This is a genomic window from Streptomyces sp. NPDC048383, assembly GCF_040651775.1.
Taxonomy (GTDB): Bacteria; Actinomycetota; Actinomycetes; order Streptomycetales; family Streptomycetaceae; genus Streptomyces.
Window position 1 is genome coordinate 37606 of the sequence record NZ_JBEZKS010000004.1, and the last position, 22708, is coordinate 60313.

General features: G+C 72.3%; 17 protein-coding genes. 12 read left to right on the forward strand and 5 right to left on the reverse strand.

Features of this window, described 5'->3' with window-relative positions:
* Positions 1-111: 111 nt before the first annotated feature.
* Positions 112-981 (forward strand): bifunctional DNA-formamidopyrimidine glycosylase/DNA-(apurinic or apyrimidinic site) lyase, encoded by an 870-nt coding sequence (mutM, locus tag AB0D46_RS05025; protein ID WP_362875873.1) that lies wholly within the window; start codon positions 112-114, stop codon positions 979-981.
* Here the strand turns inward: mutM and AB0D46_RS05030 are convergent.
* Positions 954-1358, reverse strand: coding sequence for a helix-turn-helix domain-containing protein (locus AB0D46_RS05030; RefSeq protein ID WP_362875874.1), 405 nt, complete (start codon positions 1356-1358; stop codon positions 954-956). The genes mutM and AB0D46_RS05030 overlap by 28 nt on opposite strands.
* 118 nt (positions 1359-1476) lie before the next feature.
* Here AB0D46_RS05030 and AB0D46_RS05035 point away from each other — a divergent pair, with 118 nt between their 5' ends.
* Positions 1477-2091: a flavodoxin family protein gene (locus AB0D46_RS05035; protein WP_362875875.1), complete on the forward strand. Its 615-nt coding sequence runs from the start codon at positions 1477-1479 to the stop codon at positions 2089-2091.
* Between the two features lie 14 nt (positions 2092-2105).
* Here AB0D46_RS05035 and AB0D46_RS05040 read toward each other — a convergent pair whose 3' ends face one another.
* Positions 2106-3104 carry a CAP domain-containing protein gene (locus AB0D46_RS05040; protein WP_362875876.1) on the reverse strand — a complete coding sequence of 333 codons (999 nt, stop codon included), beginning with the start codon at positions 3102-3104 and terminating at the stop codon, positions 2106-2108.
* 130 nt (positions 3105-3234) lie between these two features.
* On the opposite strand from AB0D46_RS05040, the gene AB0D46_RS05045 reads away from it, so the two are divergent.
* From AB0D46_RS05045 to AB0D46_RS05060, 4 genes are all read left to right on the forward strand, one after another.
* Positions 3235-3516, forward strand: a complete 282-nt coding sequence (locus AB0D46_RS05045) for an acylphosphatase (protein WP_362875877.1) — start codon at positions 3235-3237, stop codon at positions 3514-3516.
* 350 nt (positions 3517-3866) lie between these two features.
* The gene (locus tag AB0D46_RS05050) at positions 3867-4082 is read left to right on the forward strand and encodes a hypothetical protein (protein WP_030227372.1); all 216 of its coding nucleotides are present in this window, start codon (positions 3867-3869) and stop codon (positions 4080-4082) included.
* A 248-nt stretch (positions 4083-4330) separates the two neighbouring features.
* A complete protein-coding gene (locus AB0D46_RS05055) occupies positions 4331-8041 on the forward strand; it encodes an AAA family ATPase (protein WP_362875878.1) in 3711 nt (1236 codons plus the stop codon).
* A 196-nt stretch (positions 8042-8237) separates the two neighbouring features.
* Complete coding sequence (locus AB0D46_RS05060) at positions 8238-9668, forward strand: sugar porter family MFS transporter (protein ID WP_362875879.1); 1431 nt, start codon at positions 8238-8240, stop codon at positions 9666-9668.
* Between the two features lie 45 nt (positions 9669-9713).
* Here the strand turns inward: AB0D46_RS05060 and AB0D46_RS05065 are convergent, their stop codons facing one another.
* Positions 9714-10700 carry an LLM class flavin-dependent oxidoreductase gene (locus AB0D46_RS05065; protein WP_362875880.1) on the reverse strand — a complete coding sequence of 329 codons (987 nt, stop codon included), beginning with the start codon at positions 10698-10700 and terminating at the stop codon, positions 9714-9716.
* A 63-nt stretch (positions 10701-10763) separates the two neighbouring features.
* Positions 10764-12236 (reverse strand): cytosine permease, encoded by a 1473-nt coding sequence (locus AB0D46_RS05070; protein ID WP_362875881.1) that lies wholly within the window; start codon positions 12234-12236, stop codon positions 10764-10766.
* A 158-nt stretch (positions 12237-12394) separates the two neighbouring features.
* Here AB0D46_RS05070 and ftsY point away from each other — a divergent pair, with 158 nt between their 5' ends.
* Complete coding sequence (ftsY, locus tag AB0D46_RS05075; protein ID WP_362875882.1) at positions 12395-13618, forward strand: signal recognition particle-docking protein FtsY; 1224 nt, start codon at positions 12395-12397, stop codon at positions 13616-13618.
* Between the two features lie 71 nt (positions 13619-13689).
* On the opposite strand, the gene AB0D46_RS05080 is transcribed toward ftsY, so the two are convergent.
* Positions 13690-14358: a bifunctional DNA primase/polymerase gene (locus AB0D46_RS05080; protein WP_362875883.1), complete on the reverse strand. Its 669-nt coding sequence runs from the start codon at positions 14356-14358 to the stop codon at positions 13690-13692.
* A 405-nt stretch (positions 14359-14763) separates the two neighbouring features.
* Here AB0D46_RS05080 and AB0D46_RS05085 point away from each other — a divergent pair, with 405 nt between their 5' ends.
* From AB0D46_RS05085 to ffh, 5 genes are all read left to right on the forward strand, one after another.
* Entirely contained in the window at positions 14764-16245 is a 1482-nt protein-coding gene (locus AB0D46_RS05085) for a hypothetical protein (protein ID WP_362875884.1), read from the forward strand.
* Between the two features lie 308 nt (positions 16246-16553).
* The gene (locus AB0D46_RS05090; protein ID WP_362875885.1) at positions 16554-17894 is read left to right on the forward strand and encodes an ammonium transporter; all 1341 of its coding nucleotides are present in this window, start codon (positions 16554-16556) and stop codon (positions 17892-17894) included.
* Positions 17891-18229: a P-II family nitrogen regulator gene (locus AB0D46_RS05095; protein WP_362875886.1), complete on the forward strand. Its 339-nt coding sequence runs from the start codon at positions 17891-17893 to the stop codon at positions 18227-18229. Before AB0D46_RS05090 ends, AB0D46_RS05095 begins: the two co-directional genes overlap by 4 nt.
* Positions 18230-18255: 26 nt before the next feature.
* Positions 18256-20697 carry a [protein-PII] uridylyltransferase gene (locus AB0D46_RS05100; protein ID WP_362875887.1) on the forward strand — a complete coding sequence of 814 codons (2442 nt, stop codon included), beginning with the start codon at positions 18256-18258 and terminating at the stop codon, positions 20695-20697.
* A 183-nt stretch (positions 20698-20880) separates the two neighbouring features.
* Positions 20881-22452 carry a signal recognition particle protein gene (gene ffh, locus AB0D46_RS05105; RefSeq protein ID WP_362875888.1) on the forward strand — a complete coding sequence of 524 codons (1572 nt, stop codon included), beginning with the start codon at positions 20881-20883 and terminating at the stop codon, positions 22450-22452.
* Positions 22453-22708 lie beyond the last annotated feature (256 nt).

A 22708-nucleotide genomic window follows, 5' to 3' on the forward strand; every position in this document is an offset into this window, starting at 1 on the left:
GGCGGGCGGATCCGTTTCCGGGGGCTGTTTCCGGATCACTTTCCGGGCGGGACGGGGAGGCCGGTAGGCTCGCCGGAGCCCCCAGTCCGTGGATCTCCGGAGGAGAACGCCGTGCCCGAGCTGCCCGAAGTCGAAGTGGTGCGGCGCGGGCTGGAGCGATGGGTGGCCGGGCGGACCGTCGCGTCCGTGGAAGTGCTGCACCCCCGCGCGGTACGCCGCCACCTCGCCGGCGGCGCCGATTTCGCCGCGCGCCTGGCCGGCCGGACGATCGGGGTGCCGCGGCGGCGCGGCAAGTACCTGTGGCTGCCGCTGGAGGGCGGGGACCTCTCCGTACTCGGCCACCTCGGGATGAGCGGGCAGCTGCTGGTGCAGCCTGCCGACGCCCCCGACGAGAAGCACCTGCGCATCCGGGTCCGCTTCGCCGACGACGCCGCCACCGAGCTGCGCTTCGTCGACCAGCGCACCTTCGGCGGGCTGTCCCTGCACGAGATCGTCGGCGACGGCGCCGAGGGGCTGCCCGACGTCATCGCGCACATCGCGCGCGACCCGCTGGACCCGCTCTTCGAGGAAGCGGCCTACCACCTCGCGCTGCGCGCCAAGCGCACCACCGTGAAGCGGGCCCTGCTGGACCAGTCGCTGATCAGCGGGGTCGGCAACATCTACGCCGACGAGGCGCTGTGGCGCGCGAAGCTGCACTACGAGCGCCCCACCGGCACGCTGACGCGCCCCCGGAGCACGGAACTCCTGACCCACGTACGGGACGTCATGAACGCCGCGCTCGCCGTCGGCGGGACCAGCTTCGACAGCCTGTACGTCAACGTGAACGGCGAGTCGGGCTACTTCGACCGCTCGCTCGACGCGTACGGCCGGGAGGGTGAACCCTGCCGCCGATGCGGCACGCCCATGAGGCGCCGGGCCTGGATGAACCGGTCCAGCTACTTCTGCCCGCGCTGTCAGCGGCCGCCGCGCTCGGAGTCGTAGGCGCCGCGGGAGACCATGACCTGGTCCATGCTGCCTTCGAGGAAGTGGATGAGCGCGAGCAGTCGGTCCGCGACCTCACGGCCGAGCGCCGTGAGCTCGTAGTCGACGCGCGGCGGGTTGGTCGGCTGCGCCTCGCGGTGCACGATGCCGTCGCGTTCCAGCGCGTGCAGGGTCTGCGAGAGCATCTTCTCGCTCACCCCGTCGACCCGGCGGCGCAACTCGTTGAAGCGGCAGGGCCCTTCGCGCAGGGCGCCGACCGTCAGGCTGCCCCAACGGCCGGTGACGTGCTCCAGGGTTTCCCGGGACGGACAGGCGCGCGCGAAGACGTCGAACGGCAGGTCCGCGCCGGCGGCCTCGGTACAGACAGGTGTCTCCATACGCACAAGCGTACCGCCGGGCAGCGCTAACTGTCTGCTTGCGCTTTCGAAAAGTTAGTGCTTTTCTTTCTCTCGTCGCACCGCGCCACCCACCGCACCGCTCCTGAGGAGAACAGTCATGTCCGCAGTCACCCCCGCACCCGTCGTGTCGATCGCCTACCACTCCGGCTACGGGCACACGGCGGTCGTCGCCGAGGCCGTCCGGGCGGGAGCCGCCGCGGCCGGCGCGACGGTCCACCTGATCAACGTCGACGGGATCGGCGAAGCCGAATGGGAGCTGCTCGACGGCTCCGACGCCATCGTCTTCGGCTCCCCGACCTACATGGGCACCGCCTCCGGCGCCTTCCACGTCTTCGCCGAGGCCACCTCGAAGCGTTGGTTCGGCGACGTCTGGCAGGACAAGGTCGCCGCCGGCTTCACCAACTCCGGCTCCAAGAGCGGCGACAAGCTGCACACCCTGCAGTTCTTCCAGACGCTCGCCGCGCAGCACGGCATGAGCTGGGTCAACCTGGGCCTCAAGCCCGGCTGGAACTCGACCACGGGCTCCGAGTTCGACCTGAACCGTCTCGGCTTCTTCTCCGGCGCCGCGGCCCAGACCAACTCCGACGAGGGTCCGGAAGGCGTGCACAAGGCAGACCTCGCTACGGCCGAGCACCTCGGCCGCCGCGTCGCCGACCACACCCGTGTGATCGTGGCGGGCCGGGCGGCGCTGTCGGCGACCGCCGCCGTCTGATCGGGCGAGGGCTTCTAGAAGCCGAAGTCCTGGGTCCACCAGGGGCCGCCGGACGCGACGTACACGCCGACGCCCAGGGTGCGGAATTCGCAGTTGAGTATGTTCGCCTTGTGGCCCGGGCTGTTCATCCAGGCCTTCATCACGGCGTCGGCGTCACCCTGGCCGCGCGCGATGTTCTCGCCGCCCATGCCCGAGATCCCGGCCCGGTCGGCCCGCGTCCAGGGGGTGTTCCCGTCCGGGTCGGTGTGGTCGAAGAAGCCCCGGACCGCCATGTCCTTGCTGAAGGCTCCGGCCAGCGCGGCCAGCGGCGGGTTCGCCCGGACCGGTCCGCAGCCCGCCATCGCGCGCTCCTGGTTCACCAGGGTGAGGACGGCCGCCTCCTCGGCGTTGTGGCCGTCGTCGGGCGTGGGGGCGGTGGGCTTGGCGGTGGTCGGCTTCGGGGCCGGCGGCTCGGGTTCCGCGGGCTTGGGCGCCACGGGCTTGGGGGTCGGCGGCTCGGGTTCCGCGGGCTTGGGCGCCGGCGGCTCGGGCGCCACGGGCTTGGGCGCCGGCGGCTTGGGGGCCGGCGGGGCGGGCGTCCGCTCCGGTTCCTTGGTGGAGGGGGAGGGCGAAGGGGCTGCCGAGGACGGGGACGGGGCCGAAGCCGACGGGGACGGCGAGGCGGAGGTCGAGCCCGACGGGGACGGCGAGGCCGAAGTGTCGGCAGGGGTAGGCGGGCTGGTCACGCCGCCCTTGCCGGCGGGGGCCGACGAGGCGCGACCCGACAGGCCGGCCAGCCCGCCCTGCCGCTCCGGCGTCCGCTCCGCGCTCGCGACCGGCTTGGCCTTCGTCTCGGACCGGTCGGCGCCGGGGCCCACGTAAGGGAACGACCCGCCGACCGGGACGAAGCCGGTCGTGACGGCCGCGGTGCCGAGGGCCACGGCCACCGAGACGCCGAGCAGGCCGGTGCGTACGGCCGTGCGGCGCGTGACGCCGCGGCGGGGCGGTGCGGCGTGGAGTCGGTGGCGTCCCATCGGCGGCTCGCCCTTCCTGGCAAGATCAACCCAAACTCACCCGAACGGGTGAGGCATTGGTGGGGGACTGTAGTCCATGACGGGAGGGGGCGATGTGACCCGAAAGTGTTTGCCCCGTTAGCGTTCACGCATGGATGAAGAGGTCCGGCTGACCGCCTGGGTGCGCGGCCGTGTACAGGGAGTGGGCTTCCGTTGGTTCACCAGGGCGAATGCTCTGGAGATCGGCGGCATGGTCGGATTCGCCCTCAATCTGGACGACGGCAGGGTCCAGGTCGTGGCGGAAGGTCAACGTGAGAATTGCCACCGGCTGCTGGAGTGGCTCGGCTCCGCCGACACGCCCGGGAGGGTGGACGGAGTGACGGAGATCTGGGGCACGCCCCGCGGCGGTTACGACGGGTTCGGAATCCGTTGATCTTTCGACTGATCATGAACTGATCAGATCCCGGGGTCGCGCGCACCTGGTCGGATCTGCGCATTCATCGCCGACGCGTTGCCGTGGGCGCCGATCCGTGGAAGGCTCGGAGACGAGGATGATCTCCGCGCCCCTTGTGCGGACCGGGCCGCCCGCCGATACGGGGCGTGATCGTGTTGACCGTCAAACTTTTTGGTGAGACGCTGGAAGCCCCGCGCACCTGAGCTGTTTGGCAGTGTTGGCAGTAGTAAGCGCAGTGGCTGTCAGTCGCTGCCGGACATCCGCGGGTGCGATTCCCTCACGACCCACACCGCTCTCGGTCGGTCACTCAGTGTGGAGGACCATCCATCATGGCAAAGGCGCTTCTCGGTTACGTCGGCGGTTCCGACCCGCGACTCCTCGCCGAGATGCGACGGCTTCAGCAGCGCGTCCAGGACCTCGAGTCCGAGCTCGGACGAATCCAGTCCGAGAATGACGCACTGAACGCGGCCGCCGCTCAGCACGGAGACTCGCTGCTCGACAGCATCGACCTCGACGTACCCCAGGCGGAGCCTGCGCTCACCTGATCCGCGCTCACCCGTCGCAACTCCAGCCCCGCATGATCTGCAAGGGACGCTCCGGCGTCCCTTCTTTCTTTCACCCGCCGCCCCCTCCGTTCCTCGGCGGCCCGCCGGCGGCCCCGTCCTCGGCCCTTCGCGTTCCGACTTCGCCGTCGGACGTGCGTTGGGCCGGGCGGGGGGCCGCGTCCTTCGGCGTCCGATCTGCCCTGCACCTTCATGGGTGAAACCGGACGCGAAAGGTAGAGTCCGGCGGCGTGCACCTCAAGTCCCTGACCCTGCGCGGCTTCAAATCATTTGCCTCCGCGACCACCCTGCGCTTCGAACCGGGGATCACCTGCGTCGTCGGCCCGAACGGTTCCGGCAAGTCCAACGTGGTGGACGCGCTGTCGTGGGTCATGGGGGAGCAGGGAGCCAAGTCCCTGCGCGGCGGCAAGATGGAAGACGTCATCTTCGCCGGCACCACCGGCCGCCCGCCGCTCGGCCGCGCCGAGGTCTCCCTGACGATCGACAACTCTGACGGCGCGCTGCCGATCGAGTACGCCGAGGTCACCATCACGCGGATCATGTTCCGCGGCGGCAGCAGCGAGTACCAGATCAACGGGGACACCTGCCGGCTCCTCGACATCCAGGAGCTGCTCTCCGACTCCGGCATCGGCCGCGAGATGCACGTCATCGTCGGGCAGGGGCAGCTGGACTCCGTGCTGCACGCCGATCCCATGGGCCGCCGCGCCTTCATCGAGGAGGCGGCGGGCGTGCTGAAGCACCGCAAGCGCAAGGAGAAGGCGCTGCGCAAGCTCGACGCGATGCAGGCCAATCTCGCGCGGGTGCAGGACCTCACCGACGAACTGCGGCGCCGGCTCAAGCCGCTCGGACGGCAGGCCGCGGTGGCCCGGCAGGCCGCCGTGATCCAGGCCGACCTGCGCGACGCGCGGCTGCGGCTGCTCGCCGACGACCTCATGACGCTGCGGGGCGCGCTGGACGCCGAGCTCGCCGACGAGGCGGCGCTCAAGGAGCGCAAGGAATCGGCGGAACGGGACCTCGCCGCTGCCCTGCGTCGGGAGGCCGAGCTGGAACAGGCCGTACGGGAGCTCTCGCCCCGGCTCCAGCGCGCCCAGCAGACCTGGCACGAATTGGCGCAGCTCGCCGAACGGGTCCGGGGAACCGCCTCGCTCGCCGACGCCCGGGTCAGGAGCGCGACGGCCCCGGTGGAGGAGGAACGGCGCGGCCGGGACCCGCAGGACATGGAGAAGGAGGCCGAACGGATCCGCGAGCAGGAGGCGGAGCTGACGGCCGCGCTGGAGGCCGCCGAACGGGCGCTGGAGGACACCTCCGAGCACCGTGCCGAGCTGGAACGGGCGCTCGCCGCGGAGGAACGCCGGCTGCGGGACGCGGCCCGGGCGATCGCCGACCGGCGCGAGGAACTCGCCCGGCTGACCGGGCGCCTCGGTGCGGCGCGCTCCCGGGCGGGCGCCGCCCAGGCGGAGATCGACCGGCTGGTGGCGGCCCGGGACGGCGCGCAGGCCCGGGCGGTGGCGGCCCGGGAGGAGTACGAGGCCCTGGCCGAGGAGGTCGGCGCGCTGGAGGACCCCGGGGCGGAGGGCGCGTACGAGGAGGCCCGCGCCGAACTGGTCGCGGCCGAGGCCGCGCTCGGGGTGGCCCGGGAGGCGTCGACCGCGGCGGAACGCTCCCGCGCGGCGGTCTCGGCGCGCCGGGACGCCCTCGCGCTGGGGCTGCGCCGCAAGGACGGTACGGGGGCGCTGCTCGCGGCGCGCGAGAAGCTGTCCGGGCTGTTCGGCCCGGCGGCGGAGCGCCTGACGGTGACGCCGGGGTACGAGGTCGCGGTGGCCGCGGCGCTCGGGGTCGCGGCCGACGCGCTGGCGGTGGACTCACCGGGGGCTGCGGCGCAGGCCATCCGCCTCCTCCGCGACACGGACGGGGGCCGGGCGGGCTTCCTGATCACCCCGCCGCCGGCCGGGGCGGCGGGCGCGAACGGCTGTGGGGCGAACGGTGTCGGCAGCCCCCGTCCGGCCCCCGGCGGGGTTCCGCATCCGGCGCCGGGCCGGGACCGCAGCGTCGCCGCCGAGGCGGGTGCGGCGCGGGGCGGGGCCGACGCCCGGACGGCCGTCGGGGTGCTGGCGCCGCCGTGGCGGGAGGCCGCGGCCCTGGTCGGCGGGGACGCCGAGGTGCGGCGGGCCGCCGCCTGGGTGCTGCGGGACCACGTGGTGGTCGGGACCCTGGAGGAGGCCGAGGCCGTCGTGACGGAGCATCCGCACCTGGTGGCGGTGACCGCGGAGGGCGACGTACTCGGGGCGCACGCCGCGCACGGCGGCTCGGCGGGGGCTCCGAGCCTGATCGAGGTACAGGCCGCCGTCGACGAGGCGGCGGCGGAGCTGGACCGGCTGGACGAGCGGTGCCGCGAGCTGGCCGGGGCGCAGGACGGAGCCCGGGAGCGGCGTACCGGGGCGGCGGCCCGGGCCGATGAACTCGCCGAGCGGCGCCGCGCGGGCGAGCAGGCGCGCGCCGGGGTCGCGCAGCAGCTCGGGCGCCTCGCCGGGCAGGCGAAGGGGGCCCTCGGCGAGGCCGAACGCAGCGCCCAGGCGGCGGCCACCGCGCAGGAGGCGCTGGAGCGGGCGCGGATCGACGTGGAGGAGTGCGCGGAGCGGCTCGCGGTGGCGCAGGAGCTGCCGGCGGAGGAGGAGCCCGACACCGCGGCGCGGGACCGGCTCGCCGCCGACGGGGCGAACGCCCGGCAGACCGAGATGGAGGCCCGGCTCCAGCTGCGCACCCACGAGGAGCGGGTCAAGGGCCTGGCCGGGCGCGCGGACGCCCTCGACCGGGGGGCCAGAGCCGAACGCGAGGCCCGGGCGCGGGCGGAGCGGCGCCGCGCCCGGCTGCGCCACGAGGCCGAGGTGGCCCGGGCCGTGGCCGACGGGGCGCGGCAGCTGCTGGCGCACCTGGAGGTGTCGATCGGCCGGGCGGAGCAGGAGCGGGCGGCCGCCGAACGGGCGAAGGGGTTGCGCGAGCGGGAGCTCGGGGAGGCCCGCGGTCGGGGGCGTGACCTCAAGGGCGAACTGGACAAGCTGACCGACTCGGTGCACCGGGGCGAGGTGCTCGGCGCGGAGAAGCGGCTGCGGATCGAGCAGTTGGAGACGCGGGCCCTGGAGGAGCTGGGCGTGGACCCGGTCGCCCTGGTGGCGGAGTACGGACCCGACCAGCCCGTCCCGCCGTCCCTGCCCGCCGAGGGGGAGGGCGGCACGGCCGGCCCCGTCGCGGAGGGTGGGGATCCGCAGGATCCGCGCCGGCTGCCCGGACCCTTCGTACGGGCGCAGCAGGAGAAGCGGCTGCGCGCGGCGGAGCGTGCGTACCAGCAGCTCGGCAAGGTCAACCCGCTCGCGCTGGAGGAGTTCGCGGCGCTGGAGGAGCGCCACCGGTTCCTCAGCGAGCAGCTGGAGGACCTGCGCAAGACCCGGACCGACCTCCTTCAAGTCGTGAAGGAGGTCGACCAGCGCGTCGAGCAGGTATTCACGGAGGCCTACCGGGATACCGCCCGGGAGTTCGAGGGGGTGTTCTCGCGGCTGTTCCCCGGCGGCGAGGGCCGGCTGATCCTCACCGACCCGAGCAACATGCTGACGACCGGGGTGGACGTGGAGGCCCGGCCGCCGGGCAAGAAGGTCAAGCGGCTGTCGCTGCTGTCCGGCGGCGAGCGATCGCTGACGGCCGTGGCGTTGCTGGTCTCCATCTTCAAGGCGCGCCCCAGTCCGTTCTACGTGATGGACGAGGTCGAGGCGGCGCTGGACGACACCAACCTGCAACGTCTGATCCGCATCATGGTGGAGCTCCAGGAGAGCTCCCAGCTGATCGTCATCACGCACCAGAAGCGGACGATGGAGGTCGCGGACGCGCTCTACGGAGTGTCGATGCAGGGGGACGGGGTATCCAAGGTGATCAGCCAGCGGTTGCGTTGAGTTCCGGTCCCTGATCTCAAACCTTCAAGAAGTTAACTCAAGTAGCGAGCCTGTAGTCCATCGGACCTTTGCACCCGCCTCTTGACTTCAGAAAATGAACACATAGGCTCGCTCCGCTGTCCCCCGACTTCGGGTGGTGCCCGATCTTGACCTGTGCGCCACTAGGAGAACGGACAAAACCCCCACGGAGCGCACCTTGACCAGCAGCACAGCGAAGGCACCCGCGCCGGGCGGCGGCTCGCCGCAGCCCGAGCACCTCGGGCACGTCATCTTCATCACCGCGGCCGCGGCCATGGGCGGATTCCTCTTCGGCTACGACAGTTCCGTCATCAACGGCGCCGTCGAGGCGATCCGCGACCGTTTCGACGTCGGTTCCGGCACCCTCGCCCAGGTGATCGCCGCCGCGCTCATCGGCTGCGCCCTCGGCGCGGCCACGGCCGGCCGCATCGCCGACCGGATCGGCCGAATCCGCTGCATGCAGATCGCCGCGGTCCTCTTCACCGCGAGCGCCATCGGCTCCGCCCTGCCGTTCGCCCTCTGGGACCTCGCCCTGTGGCGCGTCATCGGCGGCTTCGGCATCGGCATGGCCTCGGTGATCGGCCCCGCCTACATCGCCGAGGTGTCCCCGCCCGCCTACCGCGGCCGGCTCGCCTCCTTCCAGCAGGCCGCCATCGTCATCGGCATCGCCATCTCGCAGCTGGTCAACTGGGGCATCCTCAACCTCGCCGACGGCGACCAGCGCGGCGAGCTCGGCGGGCTGGAAGCCTGGCAGTGGATGCTCGGCGTGATGGTCGTCCCGGCCGTGCTCTACGGCCTGCTGTCGTTCGCGATCCCCGAGTCCCCGCGCTTCCTGGTGTCCGTCGGCAAGATGGACAAGGCCAAGACGGTCCTGCGCGAGGTCGAGGGCGAGGGGATCGACGCGGACGCCCGGGTGCGCGAGATCGACAACGCCATCCACTCGGAGCAGAAGTCGACGTTCAAGGACCTGCTCGGTGGCGGCTTCGGCTTCCTGCCGATCGTCTGGATCGGTATCGGCCTCTCCGTGTTCCAGCAGCTCGTCGGCATCAACGTGATCTTCTACTACAGCTCCTCGCTGTGGCAGTCGGTCGGCATCGACCCCAGCTCCTCGTTCCTGTACTCCTTCGAGACGTCCGTCGTGAACATCATCGGTACGGTGATCGCGATGCTGCTCGTCGACCGGATCGGCCGCAAGCCGCTGGCCCTCATCGGCTCCGTCGGCATGGCGATCTCCCTCGCGCTCGCCGCGTGGGCCTTCTCCTACAAGGACACCAGCGGCGGCGACATCGCCCTGCCGCACACGCAGGGCCTCGTCGCCCTCATCGCCGCCAACTGCTTCGTCCTCTTCTTCGCCCTGTCCTGGGGCGTGGTGGTCTGGGTGCTGCTCGGCGAGATGTTCCCCGGCCGGATCCGCGCCGCGGCCCTCGGTGTGGCCGCCGCCGCGCAGTGGATCGCCAACTGGGTCATCACGGTGTCGTTCCCGACCCTGTCGGACTGGAACCTGTCCGGCGCCTACGTCATCTACGCGGTCTTCGCCGTGCTCTCGATCCCCTTCATCCTCAAATGGGTGCCGGAGACCAAGGGCAAGGCGTTGGAGGAGATGGGGTAATCATCCCCGCCACCACCCCCTCTCCTCCTGCGGCGCTGCCCCGGCTCAGTCCTTGAGCCGGGGCAGTACCCGTTCGCACAGCAACTGGAGGCTGCGCCGACCCTCCTCCAGCGGCATCCCCCCGCACAACGGGTGCAGCACCAGGTTCCCCGCCTCGCCCGCGTCCCGAGCGAAGTCCACCGCCTGCTCCGGGCTCAGGATCCGGTACACCCCCTCCGCGCGGAGCTCCTCGACCGTGCGCGCGCCCGAGCGCACCGCGCTGCGGATGTCCTTGGACTGCCAGGAGGCGTACGTCGCGGCCTCGTGCAGGAAGTGCCCGCCGTACTCGGCCCACGCCCGGTCCGGGTCCTCGGCGATGTGCAGCAGCGGGGTCACGGCCGCGGGCATCATGCAGAACCCCTCCGTGCCGTACTCCGCGAGCTTCGTCAGGTAGTACGTCTCCAGCTCCGGCAGGTGCGCGCTCGGGAAGAAGGGCAACCCCAGCCGGGCCGCGCGCCGGGCCGCCGCCTGCGAGCTGCCGCCCACCAGGAGCAGCGGGTGCGGCCGGCTCAGGGGGCGCGGGGTGACCCGTACGGTCCTGCCGCGGAAGGTGAACGGCTCGCCGGTCCACGCCTTCAGCAGGGCCTCCAGCAACTCGTCCTGCAGCTTGCCGCGCCGGCCCCACTCCACGCCGTGCTGCTCGTACTCCTCGGGCCGGTAGCCGATCCCCGCGACGGTGACCAGGCGTCCGCCGCTGAGCAGGTCCAGGACGGCGATGTCCTCGGCGACCTTCAGTGGGTCGTGCAGCGGGCCGATGATCGCTGAGACGGTGACCGTGAGCCGGCGGGTCGCGCCGAGGACCGCGCCCGCGAAGGTGAAGGGCGAGGGCATCCAGTTGTTCGCGGTGCCGTGGTGCTCCTCGGTCTGGAGGGTGTCGATGCCGTGCCCGTCCGCGTAGACGGCCATCTCCAGCGCCGCCCGGTAGCGGGCGGAGAGGGTCTCGGGGGTGCCGTTCGGGTCGACCAGGTTGAACCGGGCCACGGTGATGGGCATGGAGGAGTCCCCCTTCGCCGGAGGTGGGTGGGCGGGCGAAGGGGGACGTTAGCTGACGTTGCGTCAGTTGGACAGGGTTCCCACCGGCGCCCCGCCCTCGGCGGGGGCGGGTGCCGGCTCGACCGGCGCCGTGCGCGGCAGGACGGCGTACAGCACGCCGGACGTCACGATGCCGGTCACCCAGCCCAAGCCGTTCTGCCCGATCCAGGTGGAAGCCAGCGGGCCGCCGAACCAGTCCACCTTGGTGAACAGCAGGCCCGTCACCAGGGCGAGGGCCCAGGCCGTCATGGCTTGCCAGGCGAACCCGCCGCGGTACCAGTAGGCGCTGGTGGGCGTGGTGTCCAGGAGCGCGGCACCGTCGTACGTCCGGCGGCGCAGCATGTCCACGCCGAACACGCCGATCCACGCGGAGAAGGCCACCGCCAGCAGCGTCAGGAAGGAGATGAACGAGCCGAAGAAGCTCGTGGCCACGACCATCAGCAGGAAGCCGAAGACCAGGCTGATGACGGCGTTGACGCTGACCGCCCAGGCGCGCGGGACCTTGATGCCGAGCGTCTGCGCGGTGAAACCGGCCGAGTACATGGACATCGAGTTGATCAGCAGCATCCCGATCAGCGCGATGAGCAGGTAGGGGACCGCCAGCCAGATCGGCAGCAGCTCGCCGATGAAGGAGACCGGGTCCTGGGCGGTGGCCAGGTCCGGCGTACCGACGGCCATCACGGCGCCCATCAGGACCATCGGCAGCACCACGACGCCCGCGCCGCCGATCGTCGCGCCGACCATGCCCCGCGAGGAGGCGGTGCGCGGGAGGTACCGGGTGAAGTCCGGGCCGGAGGGCACCCAGCTGATGCCGCCCGCCGCGATGGTGCCGATGCCCGCGATCATCATCGCCGTGGAGCCGGCCGGCTTGTCGAAGACGGCCGACCAGTCGGTGGTGAACAGCAGGTAGCCGAGCACGAGCACGCTGAAGCCGCCGAACAGGTACGTCGACCAGGTGGAGCAGACGCGCAGCGCGTTGATGCCGAGCCCGGACACCACGAAGGTGCAGCCCACGAAGAGGAGCAGGGTGAGGATGATCAGCGGGGTGTTGCTCCGGATCCCGAAGAGCAGGTCCAGGACGGTCAGCACGGCGTAGGCCCCGCTGACGGCGTTGATGGTCTCCCAACCCCACCGGGCCACCCAGATCAGCGCGCCCGGGAACAGGTTGCCCCGCTGCCCGAAGACGGCCCGTGAGAGGGCCATGCCGGGCGCCCCGCCGCGCTTGCCCGCGATGGAGATCAGCCCGACGAGCCCGTACGAGATCACGGGCGCGGCGATCGCCACGACCAGCACCTGCCAGATGTTCAGCCCGTTCAGGATCACGAGCCCGGCGCCCATGGTGAGCAGCAGCACGCTGATGTTCGCGGCGACCCAGGTGGGGACGAGCTCGCGCACGCGGCCGGTGCGCTCGCCGTCCGGTACGGGCTCCAGGCCGCGGGTCTCGACCGCGGTCTCGGTCGGGGCGGTCATCGCGCCGTCGACGGTCTCGGCAGGCATGCGCTACTCCGTGGGGGCAGGGAGGGTAATCCGACCATCATCATGGATTCCTCGCGAAAAGCCCAAACAACTGCTTAGTGCTCAAGGGGGAAGGGCCGAAAACGCCCGGGCGGGACCGACGGACCGCCGCGGACGCGGTCGCGCATACTGACCCTGTTATGGAAATCCTGATCCTTGCTGTAGTCATCGCCCTGGTCGCGGTCGGCGCGATCAGCGGGCTCGTGGTCAGCAGCCGCAAGAAGAAGCAGCTGCCCCCCACGGCGCCGCCGAGCACGCCGACCATCACTGCCCCGCCCGCCGAGCCGCAGGTGGGGGAGGACGCCGCACCGACGGCGCAAGAGCCGCGCCGCACCATCGAGGAGGTCGACCTCCCCGACGCCGAGGCTGCCCTCGCCTCCCCGGTCGCGGTCGAGGATCCGGTCGTCGAGGCGCCCGCCGCCCCCGAGATCGAGGTGCCCGAGCCCACCGCCGGCCGCCTGGTCCGGCTGCGCGCGCGACTCGCCCGTTCACAGAACTCCCTCGGCAAGGGGCTGCTCACGCTGCTCTCGCGCGAGCACCTCGACGAGGACACCTGGGAGGAGATCGAGGAGACCCTCCTCATCGCCGACGTGGGCGTCGCGCCGACCCAGGAGCTGGTCGACCGGCTCCGCGAGCGGGTCAAGGTGCTCGGCACCCGCACCCCCGCCGAGCTGCGCGCCCTGCTCAAGGAAGAGCTGGTGGCCCTGCTCGGCACCGACTTCGACCGCGCCGTGAAGACCGAGAGCGGCGTCGACACCCCGGCCGTCGTGATGGTCGTCGGCGTCAACGGCACCGGCAAGACCACCACCACCGGCAAGCTGGCCCGGGTCCTCGTCGCGGACGGCCGCAGCGTGGTCCTCGGCGCCGCCGACACCTTCCGCGCGGCCGCCGCCGACCAGCTCCAGACCTGGGGCGAGCGGGTCGGGGCGCGCACCGTGCGCGGCCCCGAGGGCGGCGACCCGGCGTCGATCGCCTACGACGCGGTCAAGGAGGGCATCGCCGAGGGCGCCGACGTGGTGCTCATCGACACCGCCGGCCGGCTCCACACCAAGACCGGCCTCATGGACGAGCTCGGCAAGGTCAAGCGCGTCGTGGAGAAGCACGGCCCGCTGGATGAGATCCTGCTCGTCCTCGACGCGACCACCGGCCAGAACGGCCTGACGCAGGCCCGCGTCTTCGCCGAGGTCGTGGACATCACCGGCATCGTCCTGACCAAGCTCGACGGCACCGCCAAGGGTGGCATCGTCATCGCCGTCCAGCGCGCGCTGGGCGTCCCGGTCAAGCTCATCGGCCTCGGTGAGGGCCCGGACGACCTGGCGCCCTTCGAGCCCGAGGCGTTCGTCGACGCCCTGATCGGCGACTGAGAGCACGTCCCCGCACGCGATGGTGCCCCCCGGTCCGCTCGGACCGGGGGGCACCATCGCGTACGGGGACGTCAGCGCCGGAAGCGGTGGCAGATGTAGGCCAGGGTGCCCAGCAGCAGCCGGGCCTGCGGCGGGCCGCCCGCACAGTCCAGCGCGGGCCGGCGCAGCCAGTCGGCCGGACCGAGGCCCGCGTGGTCGGAGGGCGGGGCGGTCAGGAAGGCGCCCGGGCCCAGGGCGCGCAGGTCCAGATCGGCGTCGTCCCAGCCCATCCGGTACAGCAGCTGCGGCAGCTCGGCGGCGGCGCCGGGGGCCACGAAGAACTGCGCGCGACCGTTCGGGGTGGCCGTGACCGGCCCCAGCGGCAGGCCCATCCGCTCCAGCCGGACCAGGGCCCGCCGGCCCGCTTCCGCGGAGACCTCGATGACGTCGAAGGCACGGCCGACCGGGAGCATGATCGCCGCGCCGGGGTACTCGCCCCACACCTTCGTGACCTCGTCCAGGGTGGCGCCCGCGGCGACGGTGGGAGCGAAGTCCAGCGGATGCGCCCCCGGCGCACCGCAGTTCGTATGACCGCAGGAGCAGTCGCGGGTGGGACCGGCGGCCCTGGCGCCGGGCCTCACGTCCCAGCCCCACAGTCCCGTGTACTCCGCCACCGTCGTGCACTCCGAGGTCCGGCCGCGGCGCCGGGCGCCGGTACGGAACTCCTTGGTGCCGCGGCTGCCGCCGATCGTGAAGCCCATGCCCATGCCCCCTCCAACGGGTCGGACGCGCCGGTGGTTACGACATCGGCGGCACCTTGCGGCGGTCGGGTGCGTCGCGTCCTCCGGTCGGACCCGCCCGGCGCACTCCTCGCCGCGCGCGCCCCGAGCGCACTCCCGACCAACCATTCCGTTCCGCCTTCGTGTCAAGTGAATCGCGCCTGGCCGGTGGCGAGTTCATTCGAAGGGGTGGCGAATGGTGGCGTTTCTGGAATCGACCTCGCGCTGGGGGTGATCGTAGGATTACTTTCGGTGCACGAACCCGAAGGCGGACCCGACCGTGGGTATGCCGGAGGCAATCCGTGGAGGACCTGTGAAGGTCCCCGGCGGTCCGGGCCGGGACGGCCAGGGTTCGTGTGGAGAAGCGATGCGGATGGGGGCGTTCCAGTGAGCGGCAACGGCGCGAGCGGAACGGTCGACGAGTCCGCTGACCGCAATGTGCAGCTGACCTCGTGGTTCGTCCGCAGCGGCTGGTCGAAGGGCGAACTCGCCCGCCAGGTCAACCGTCGGGCCCGCCAGATGGGCGCCCACCACATCAGCACGGACACCTCACGGGTCCGCCGCTGGCTGGACGGGGAGCAGCCGCGCGAACCCGTGCCGCGCATCCTCTCCGAGCTGTTCTCCGAACGCTTCGGGTCCGTCGTCGCCATCGAACAGCTCGGCCTGCGCACCGCCCACCAGACCCCGTCCGTCTCCGGCGTCGACCTGCCCTGGGCCGGACCGCAGACCGTGGAACTGCTCAGCGAGTTCTCCCGCAGCGACCTGATGCTGGCCCGGCGCGGCTTCCTCGGTACCTCGCTCGCGCTCTCGGCCGGCCCCGCCCTCATCGAGCCCATGCAGCGCTGGCTCGTCCCCGTTCCGGCCGCCGACCCCGCATCGCGCGACCTCGCCCCGCAGCCCGGCCACCGCCCGCCCCGGCTGTCCGAACCGGAACTCGACCTCCTCGAAGCCACCACCGTCATGTTCCGCCAGTGGGACGCCCAGTGCGGTGGCGGACTGCGCCGCAAGGCCGTCGTGGGCCAGCTGCACGAGGTCACCGACCTCCTCCAGGAGAACCACCCCGCCCCGATCATGAAGCGGCTGTTCAAGGTGGCCGCCGAACTCGCCGAACTGGCCGGCTGGATGAGCTACGACATCGGCCTGCACCCCACCGCCCAGAAGTACTTCGTCCTCGCGCTGCACGCCGCCAAGGAGGGCGGGGACAAGCCGCTCGGCTCGTACATCCTGTCCAGCATGAGCCGCCAGATGATCCACCTCGGCCGGCCCGAGGACGCGCTGGAACTCATCCACCTCGCGCAGTACGGCAGCCGCGACTGCGCCGGCCCCCGCACCCAGGCCATGCTGTATGCGATGGAGGCCCGCGCCTACGCCAACATGGGCCAGCCCAGCCGCTGCAAGCGTGCCGTGCGGATGGCCGAGGACACCTTCGACGACGCCCGCTCCGGCGGGGAGCCCGAGCCCGACTGGATCCGCTTCTTCTCCGAGGCCGAACTCAACGGGGAGAACTCCCACTCGTACCGCGACCTGGCCTACGTCGCCGGCCGCAGCCCCGCCTACGCCTCGCTCGCCGAACCCATCATGGAACGCGCCGTCGAGATGTTCGCCAAGGACGAGGTGCACCAGCGCTCGTACGCCCTGAACCTCATCGGCATGGCCACCGTCCACCTGCTCCAGCGCGAGCCCGAGCAGGCCACCGTCCTCGTCGACCAGGCCCTCGACGTGGCGCGAAAGGTGCGCTCCGAACGGGTGAACACCCGGCTGCGCAAGACCGTGGACACGGCCGCCCGTGAGTACGGCGACGTCGCCGAGGTGGTCCGGCTGACCGACCTCCTCGCCTCCCGCCTCCCCGAAGCGGCCGAGGCCGTCTGACGGCCCTCCCGGCCGCTCCCCAAGGCCCCGGCCGCGGCAGTCACCCCGTGAAGCCCGATCAGGCTCCCCCAGCCAGGTCTCCCGGGTCACCGCCGCGGCCGGCCCCTCCCCATGATCCGTTCATCGAGGCGTAACACTCCCGACCTCTTCGTCATCGGGGCGAAACACCCAGCGGTGCCGCCGGAAACCGGCCTGCGCGAATCTCAGGGCCATTAACCGGCCAGTCCCCCAGCGGGCCGGACCCCTTAACGCCGCTCAGGTTTTCACGTTCGCCCGCACGCGAACGTACCGACGACGAGGAGACGCCGATGGCATCAGCCATCACGACCCTCGCGGCAGACGCCCCGACGCTGTCTGCCGCGAACACCGGGTTCATGCTCATCTGCTCCGCCCTGGTCATGCTGATGACCCCGGGACTCGCCTTCTTCTACGGAGGCATGGTCCGCGTCAAGAGCAGCCTCAACATGCTGATGATGAGCTTCATCAGCCTCGGGATCGTCACGATCCTGTGGGTCCTCTACGGCTTCAGCCTCGCCTTCGGCACCGACCACGGCTCCCTCATCGGCTGGAACTCCGACTACGTCGGCCTCAGCGGCATCGGGATCACCGAACTCTGGGACGGCTACACCATCCCCGTGTACGTCTTCGCCGTCTTCCAGCTGATGTTCGCCGTCATCACCCCGGCCCTCATCAGCGGCGCCCTCGCCGACCGCGTCAAGTTCAGCGCCTGGGTCCTGTTCACCGTCCTGTGGGTCACCGTCGTCTACTTCCCCGTCGCCCACTGGGTGTGGGGCGCCGGCGGCTGGCTCTTCGAACTCGGCGTCATCGACTTCGCGGGCGGCACCGCCGTCCACATCAACGCGGGCGCCGCCGCCCTCGGCGTCATCCTCGTCATCGGCAAGCGCGTCGGCTTCAAGAAGGACCCGATGCGCCCGCACAGCCTCCCCCTGGTGATGCTCGGCGCCGGCCTGCTGTGGTTCGGCTGGTTCGGCTTCAACGCCGGATCCTGGCTCGGCAACGACGACGGCGTCGGCGCCGTCATGTTCGTCAACACCCAGGTCGCCACCGCCGCCGCGATGCTCGCCTGGCTCGCCTACGAGAAGCTGCGCCACGGCTCCTTCACCACCCTCGGCGCCGCCTCCGGCGCGGTCGCCGGTCTCGTCGCCATCACCCCGGCGGGCGGCTCCGTCAGCCCCCTCGGAGCGATCGCCGTCGGCGCCATCGCCGGTGTCCTGTGCGCCATGGCCGTCGGCCTCAAGTACAAGTTCGGCTACGACGACTCCCTCGACGTGGTCGGCGTCCACCTCGTCGGCGGCATCGCCGGCTCCCTCCTCGTCGGCTTCTTCGCCACGGGCGGCGTGCAGTCCGACGCGGCGGGCCTCTTCTACGGCGGCGGTCTCGAACAACTCGGCAAGCAGGCCGTCGGCGTCTTCGCCGTCCTCGCCTACTCTCTCGTCGCATCGGCGATCCTCGCCCTCCTCCTCGACAGGACGATGGGGATGCGGGTCAGCGAGGACGTCGAGGTCTCCGGCATCGACCAGGTCGAGCACGCCGAGACCGCCTACGACTTCAGTGGAGCCGGCGGCGGCACCGCCACGCGCACCGCCCCCGCACCCACCGCCGCAGCGAGCAAGAAGGTAGACGCATGAAGCTGATCACCGCGATCGTCAAGCCGTACAAGCTGGACGAGATCAAGGAAGCCCTCCAGGCGTTCGGCGTCCAGGGGCTCACCGTCTCGGAGGCCAGCGGATACGGACGCCAGCGCGGCCACACCGAGGTCTACCGGGGCGCCGAGTACACCGTGGACCTCGTACCGAAGATCCGCGTCGAGGTGCTCGTCGAGGACACCGACGCCGAGGAACTGATCGACCTCATCGTGCGGGTCGCCAGCACCGGCAAGATCGGTGACGGCAAAGTGTGGAGCGTCCCCGTGGACTCGGTCGTCCGGGTCCGCACCGGCGAGCGCGGCGCCGACGCGCTCTAGACGGCCCAGGTGACAGGAGCTTGCGGGTGACGAGCGTCGAACCGACCACGACCGGTCCGGACAACGATCCGGGCGACGCGGGACCCAGCGGCTACGCCGCGGCCCGGCTGCGACTCCTCCAGGAGGAGTCGCGGTCCGGGCCGTCCCGGCGTTCCGCGCTGTCCGCACTCACCGACCAATGGCTGACCGCCCTGTTCGCCACCGCCGTGCGCGAGACCGGCGTGCGCGGCGCCTCCCTCGTCGCCGTCGGCGGCTACGGACGGGGGGAGCTGTCCCCGCGCAGCGACCTCGACCTGCTGCTGCTCCACGACGGCAAGGCACAGCCCCGGGCCCTGGCCGCCCTCGCCGACCGGCTCTGGTACCCCGTGTGGGACCTCGGCCTGGCCCTGGACCACTCGGTGCGCACCCCGGCCGAGGCCCGCAGGACCGCCGCCGAGGACCTCAAGGTGCACCTCGGACTGCTCGACGCCCGGCCCGTCGCCGGGGACGCCGGGCCGCTCGCCGCCCTGCGCACCTCCGTCCTCGCCGACTGGCGCAACCAGGCCGCCAAACGGCTCCCGCAGCTGCACGCCCTGTGCCGCGAGCGGGCCGACCGGTCCGGGGAGCTGCGCTTCCTGCTGGAGCCCGACCTGAAGGAGGCGCGCGGGGGACTGCGCGACGCCACGGCGCTGCGGGCCGTCGCCGCGTCCTGGCTGGCCGACGCCCCGCGCGAGGGACTGGCCGAGGCCCGGCGCCGACTGCTGGACGCGCGGGACGCGCTGCACCTGGTGACGGGCCGGGCGACGGACCGGCTCGCCCTCCAGGAACAGGAGCAGGTCGCCGCCCGACTCGGCCTGATGGACTCCGACGCCCTGCTCCGCGAGGTGTACGAGGCCGCCCGGGTCATCGCCTACGCGGGCGACGTCACCTGGCGCGAGGTCGGCCGGGTCCTGCGGGCCCGGGCCGCCCGACCGCGACTGCGCGGGCTGCTGGGGACACGGGGGGTCCCGGCAGCCGAGCGCGCGCCCCTGGCCGAAGGGGTCGTGGAGTCCGACGGAGAGGCCGTACTGGCCCTGGCCGCCCGGCCCGACCGGGACCCCGTACTGCCCCTGCGGTTCGGGGCGGCGGCCGCGCAGGCCGGCCTGCCCGTCTCCCTGCACTCCGTACGCCGCCTCGCGGCCCAGGCCAAGCCGCTGCCCGTGCCCTGGCCGGCGGAGGCACGGGAACAGCTCGTGACCCTGCTCGGCGCGGGCGAGCCGATGGTGGGGGTGTGGGAGGCGCTGGAGGCCGAAGGGCTGATCACCCGGCTGCTCCCCGACTGGGAACGGGTGCGGTGCCGGCCGCAGCGCAACCCGGTGCACACCTGGACGGTGGACCGGCACCTGATCGAGACGGCGGTCCGGGCCTCCGCCCTGACCCGCCGGGTCGGCCGCCCCGACCTGCTGCTCATGGCCGCCCTGCTGCACGACATCGGCAAGGGCTGGCCCGGCGACCACTCGGTGGCCGGCGAGACCATCGCCCGGGACATGGCCGTCCGGGTGGGCTTCGACGCCGAGGACGCCGCCGTGCTGGCCGTCCTCGTACGCCACCACCTGCTGCTCATCGACACCGCGACCCGGCGCGACCTGGACGACCCGGCCACCGTCCGTTCCGTCGCGGCGGCCCTGGGCTCGCTCGGCACCCTGGAGGTCCTGCACGCCCTGACCGAGGCCGACGCCCTCGCGACGGGCCCCGCCGCCTGGAGCACCTGGCGGGGTTCCCTGGTGGCCGACCTCGTGGAGCGGGTCGCCGCCGTCCTGCGGGGCGCGCCGCCCGCCGCCGGCGAGCCGGAGATCCCGAGCACCGAACAGGAACGGCTGGCGGTGGAGGCGCTGCGCACCGGGGAACCGGTGCTGGCCCTGCGCGCCCGGGAGGAGGAGGACGAGGCGGTCGGGGTGGAACTCGTCCTCGCCCTTCCCGACCAGCCCGGGGTGCTCCCGGCCGCCGCCGGGGTCCTCGCCCTGCACCGGCTGACCGTCCGGGCGGCGGACCTGCGCTCGCTGGAACTCCCGGACCTGCCCGGCGAGGTCCTGGTGCTGCGCTGGCGGGTGGCCGCCGAGTACGGGGCGCTGCCCCAAACGGCCCGGCTGCGGACCGACCTGATCCGGGCGCTGGACGGCTCGCTCGACGTCCCGGCGAAGCTCGCGGACCGCGAGGCGGCCTACCCGCGCCGGCGGGGCGTCGTACCGCCGCCCCCGCGCGTGACGGTCGTGCCCGACGTCTCCTCGCTGGCCACCGTCCTGGAGGTGCGGGCCCCGGACGCGGTGGGGCTGCTGCACCGCATCGGCCGGGCCCTGGACGCGGCCGGCGTCCGGGTGCGCAGCGCGCACGTCTCCACCCTGGGCGCCAACGCCGTCGACACCGTCTACGTCGTCGACGCCGACGGCAAACCCCTGACCGGGGCGGGCGCCACCGCCCTGGCCGCGTCGGTCCAGGCCGCGCTGACGTAGCCCGGGGCGTCCGGGCGCCCCTCCCCGCGCCCGGGCCGCACGGTGAACGGGGAGGGACGGGGGAGGAAAGGGGCGAGGCGGGGAACGGAAAAGGCAATGGCGCCCGCAGGGCCGGGCAGGCGGCGCGGCCCGATACCCTGGGGGACGACCACCACGCCCCCGACCCGAGGAATCGCGACCACCGTGTTCGATACGCTTTCCGACCGCCTCAGCGCGACCTTCAAGTCCCTCCGGGGCAAAGGCCGCCTCTCCGAGCAGGACATCGACGCTGCGGCGCGGGAAATCCGTATCGCCCTCCTTGAGGCCGACGTCGCGCTCCCCGTGGTCCGCTCCTTCATCGCGAACGTCAAGGAAAGGGCCCGCGGCGAGGAGGTCAGCAAGGCGCTGAACCCCGGCCAGCAGGTCCTGAAGATCGTCAACGACGAGCTGGTGAGCATCCTCGGTGGCGAGACCCGCCGGCTGCGGTTCGCCAAGACCGCGCCCACCGTGATCATGCTCGCGGGCCTCCAGGGTGCCGGTAAGACCACCCTCGCCGGAAAGCTCGGCCTCTGGCTGAAGGGGCAGGGCCACTCCCCGCTCCTCGTGGCGTGCGACCTCCAGCGCCCCAACGCCGTCAACCAGCTGTCCGTCGTCGCCGAGCGCGCGGGCGTCGCGGTCTACGCGCCCCAGCCGGGCAACGGCGTCGGCGACCCGGTCCAGGTCGCGAAGGACTCCGTCGAGTACGCGCGCACCAAGCAGTTCGACATCGTGATCGTCGACACCGCCGGTCGCCTCGGCATCGACGAGGAGCTGATGCGGCAGGCCGCGGACATCCGCGACGCCGTCAGCCCCGACGAGATCCTCTTCGTCGTCGACGCCATGATCGGTCAGGACGCGGTCAACACCGCCGAAGCCTTCCGCGACGGCGTCGGCTTCGACGGCGTGGTGCTCTCCAAGCTCGACGGCGACGCCCGCGGCGGCGCCGCGCTCTCCATCGCGCACGTCACCGGCAAGCAGATCATGTTCGCCTCGAACGGCGAGAAGCTCGACGAGTTCGACGCCTTCCACCCGGACCGCATGGCGGGCCGGATCCTCGACATGGGTGACATGCTCACCCTCATCGAGCAGGCCGAGAAGACCTTCTCGCAGGCCGAGGCCGAGAAGATGGCGGCCAAGCTCGCCAAGGGCCCCAAGGAGTTCACGCTCGACGACTTCCTGGCCCAGATGGAGCAGGTCCGCAAGATGGGCTCCATCTCCAAGCTCCTCGGCATGCTGCCGGGCATGGGCCAGATCAAGGACCAGATCAACAACATCGACGAGCGCGACGTCGACCGCACGGCCGCGATCATCAAGTCGATGACCCCGGCCGAGCGCCACGACCCGCACATCATCAACGGCTCCCGCCGCGCCCGCATCGCCAAGGGTTCCGGCGTCGAGGTCAGCGCCGTCAAGAGCCTCGTCGAGCGCTTCTTCGAGGCCCGCAAGATGATGTCCCGCATGGCCCAGGGCGGCGGCATGCCCGGAATGCCGGGCATCCCGGGCATGGGCGGCGGCCCCGGCCGGCAGAAGAAGCAGATCAAGCAGGCCAAGGGCAAGCGCAAGAGCGGCAACCCGATGAAGCGCAAGGAAGAGGAGGCCGCCGCCGCGGCCCGGCGCGAGCAGGGTCCCCAGGCGGACGAGCCGGCCGCGGCCGGCAACCCGTTCGGGCTCCCCGCCGGCGGCCAGGGCGGCCAGGACTTCGACCTGCCGGACGAGTTCAAGAAGTTCATGAAGTAGGGCGCAGGGGTGCGGGCGCACGCCGCGCACCTCGGGGAGGGCCCCGGCCGGTGGTGACCGAACAGGTCACCCGGTCGGGGCCCTCCCCTTTTCCGGGGGCTCCCCGCCGGGTGACCTGCGGGGGCGATGATCACGTTTGTCCCTTATCGTCGGCCGGGAGGACGGCATAAGGAGGCCACGTGCCCAGCCCCACCCCCGTACCGCCGCGCGACCGGGCCGACACGCCCTGGCGATCGGAGGGCGCACCGCCCTCCCC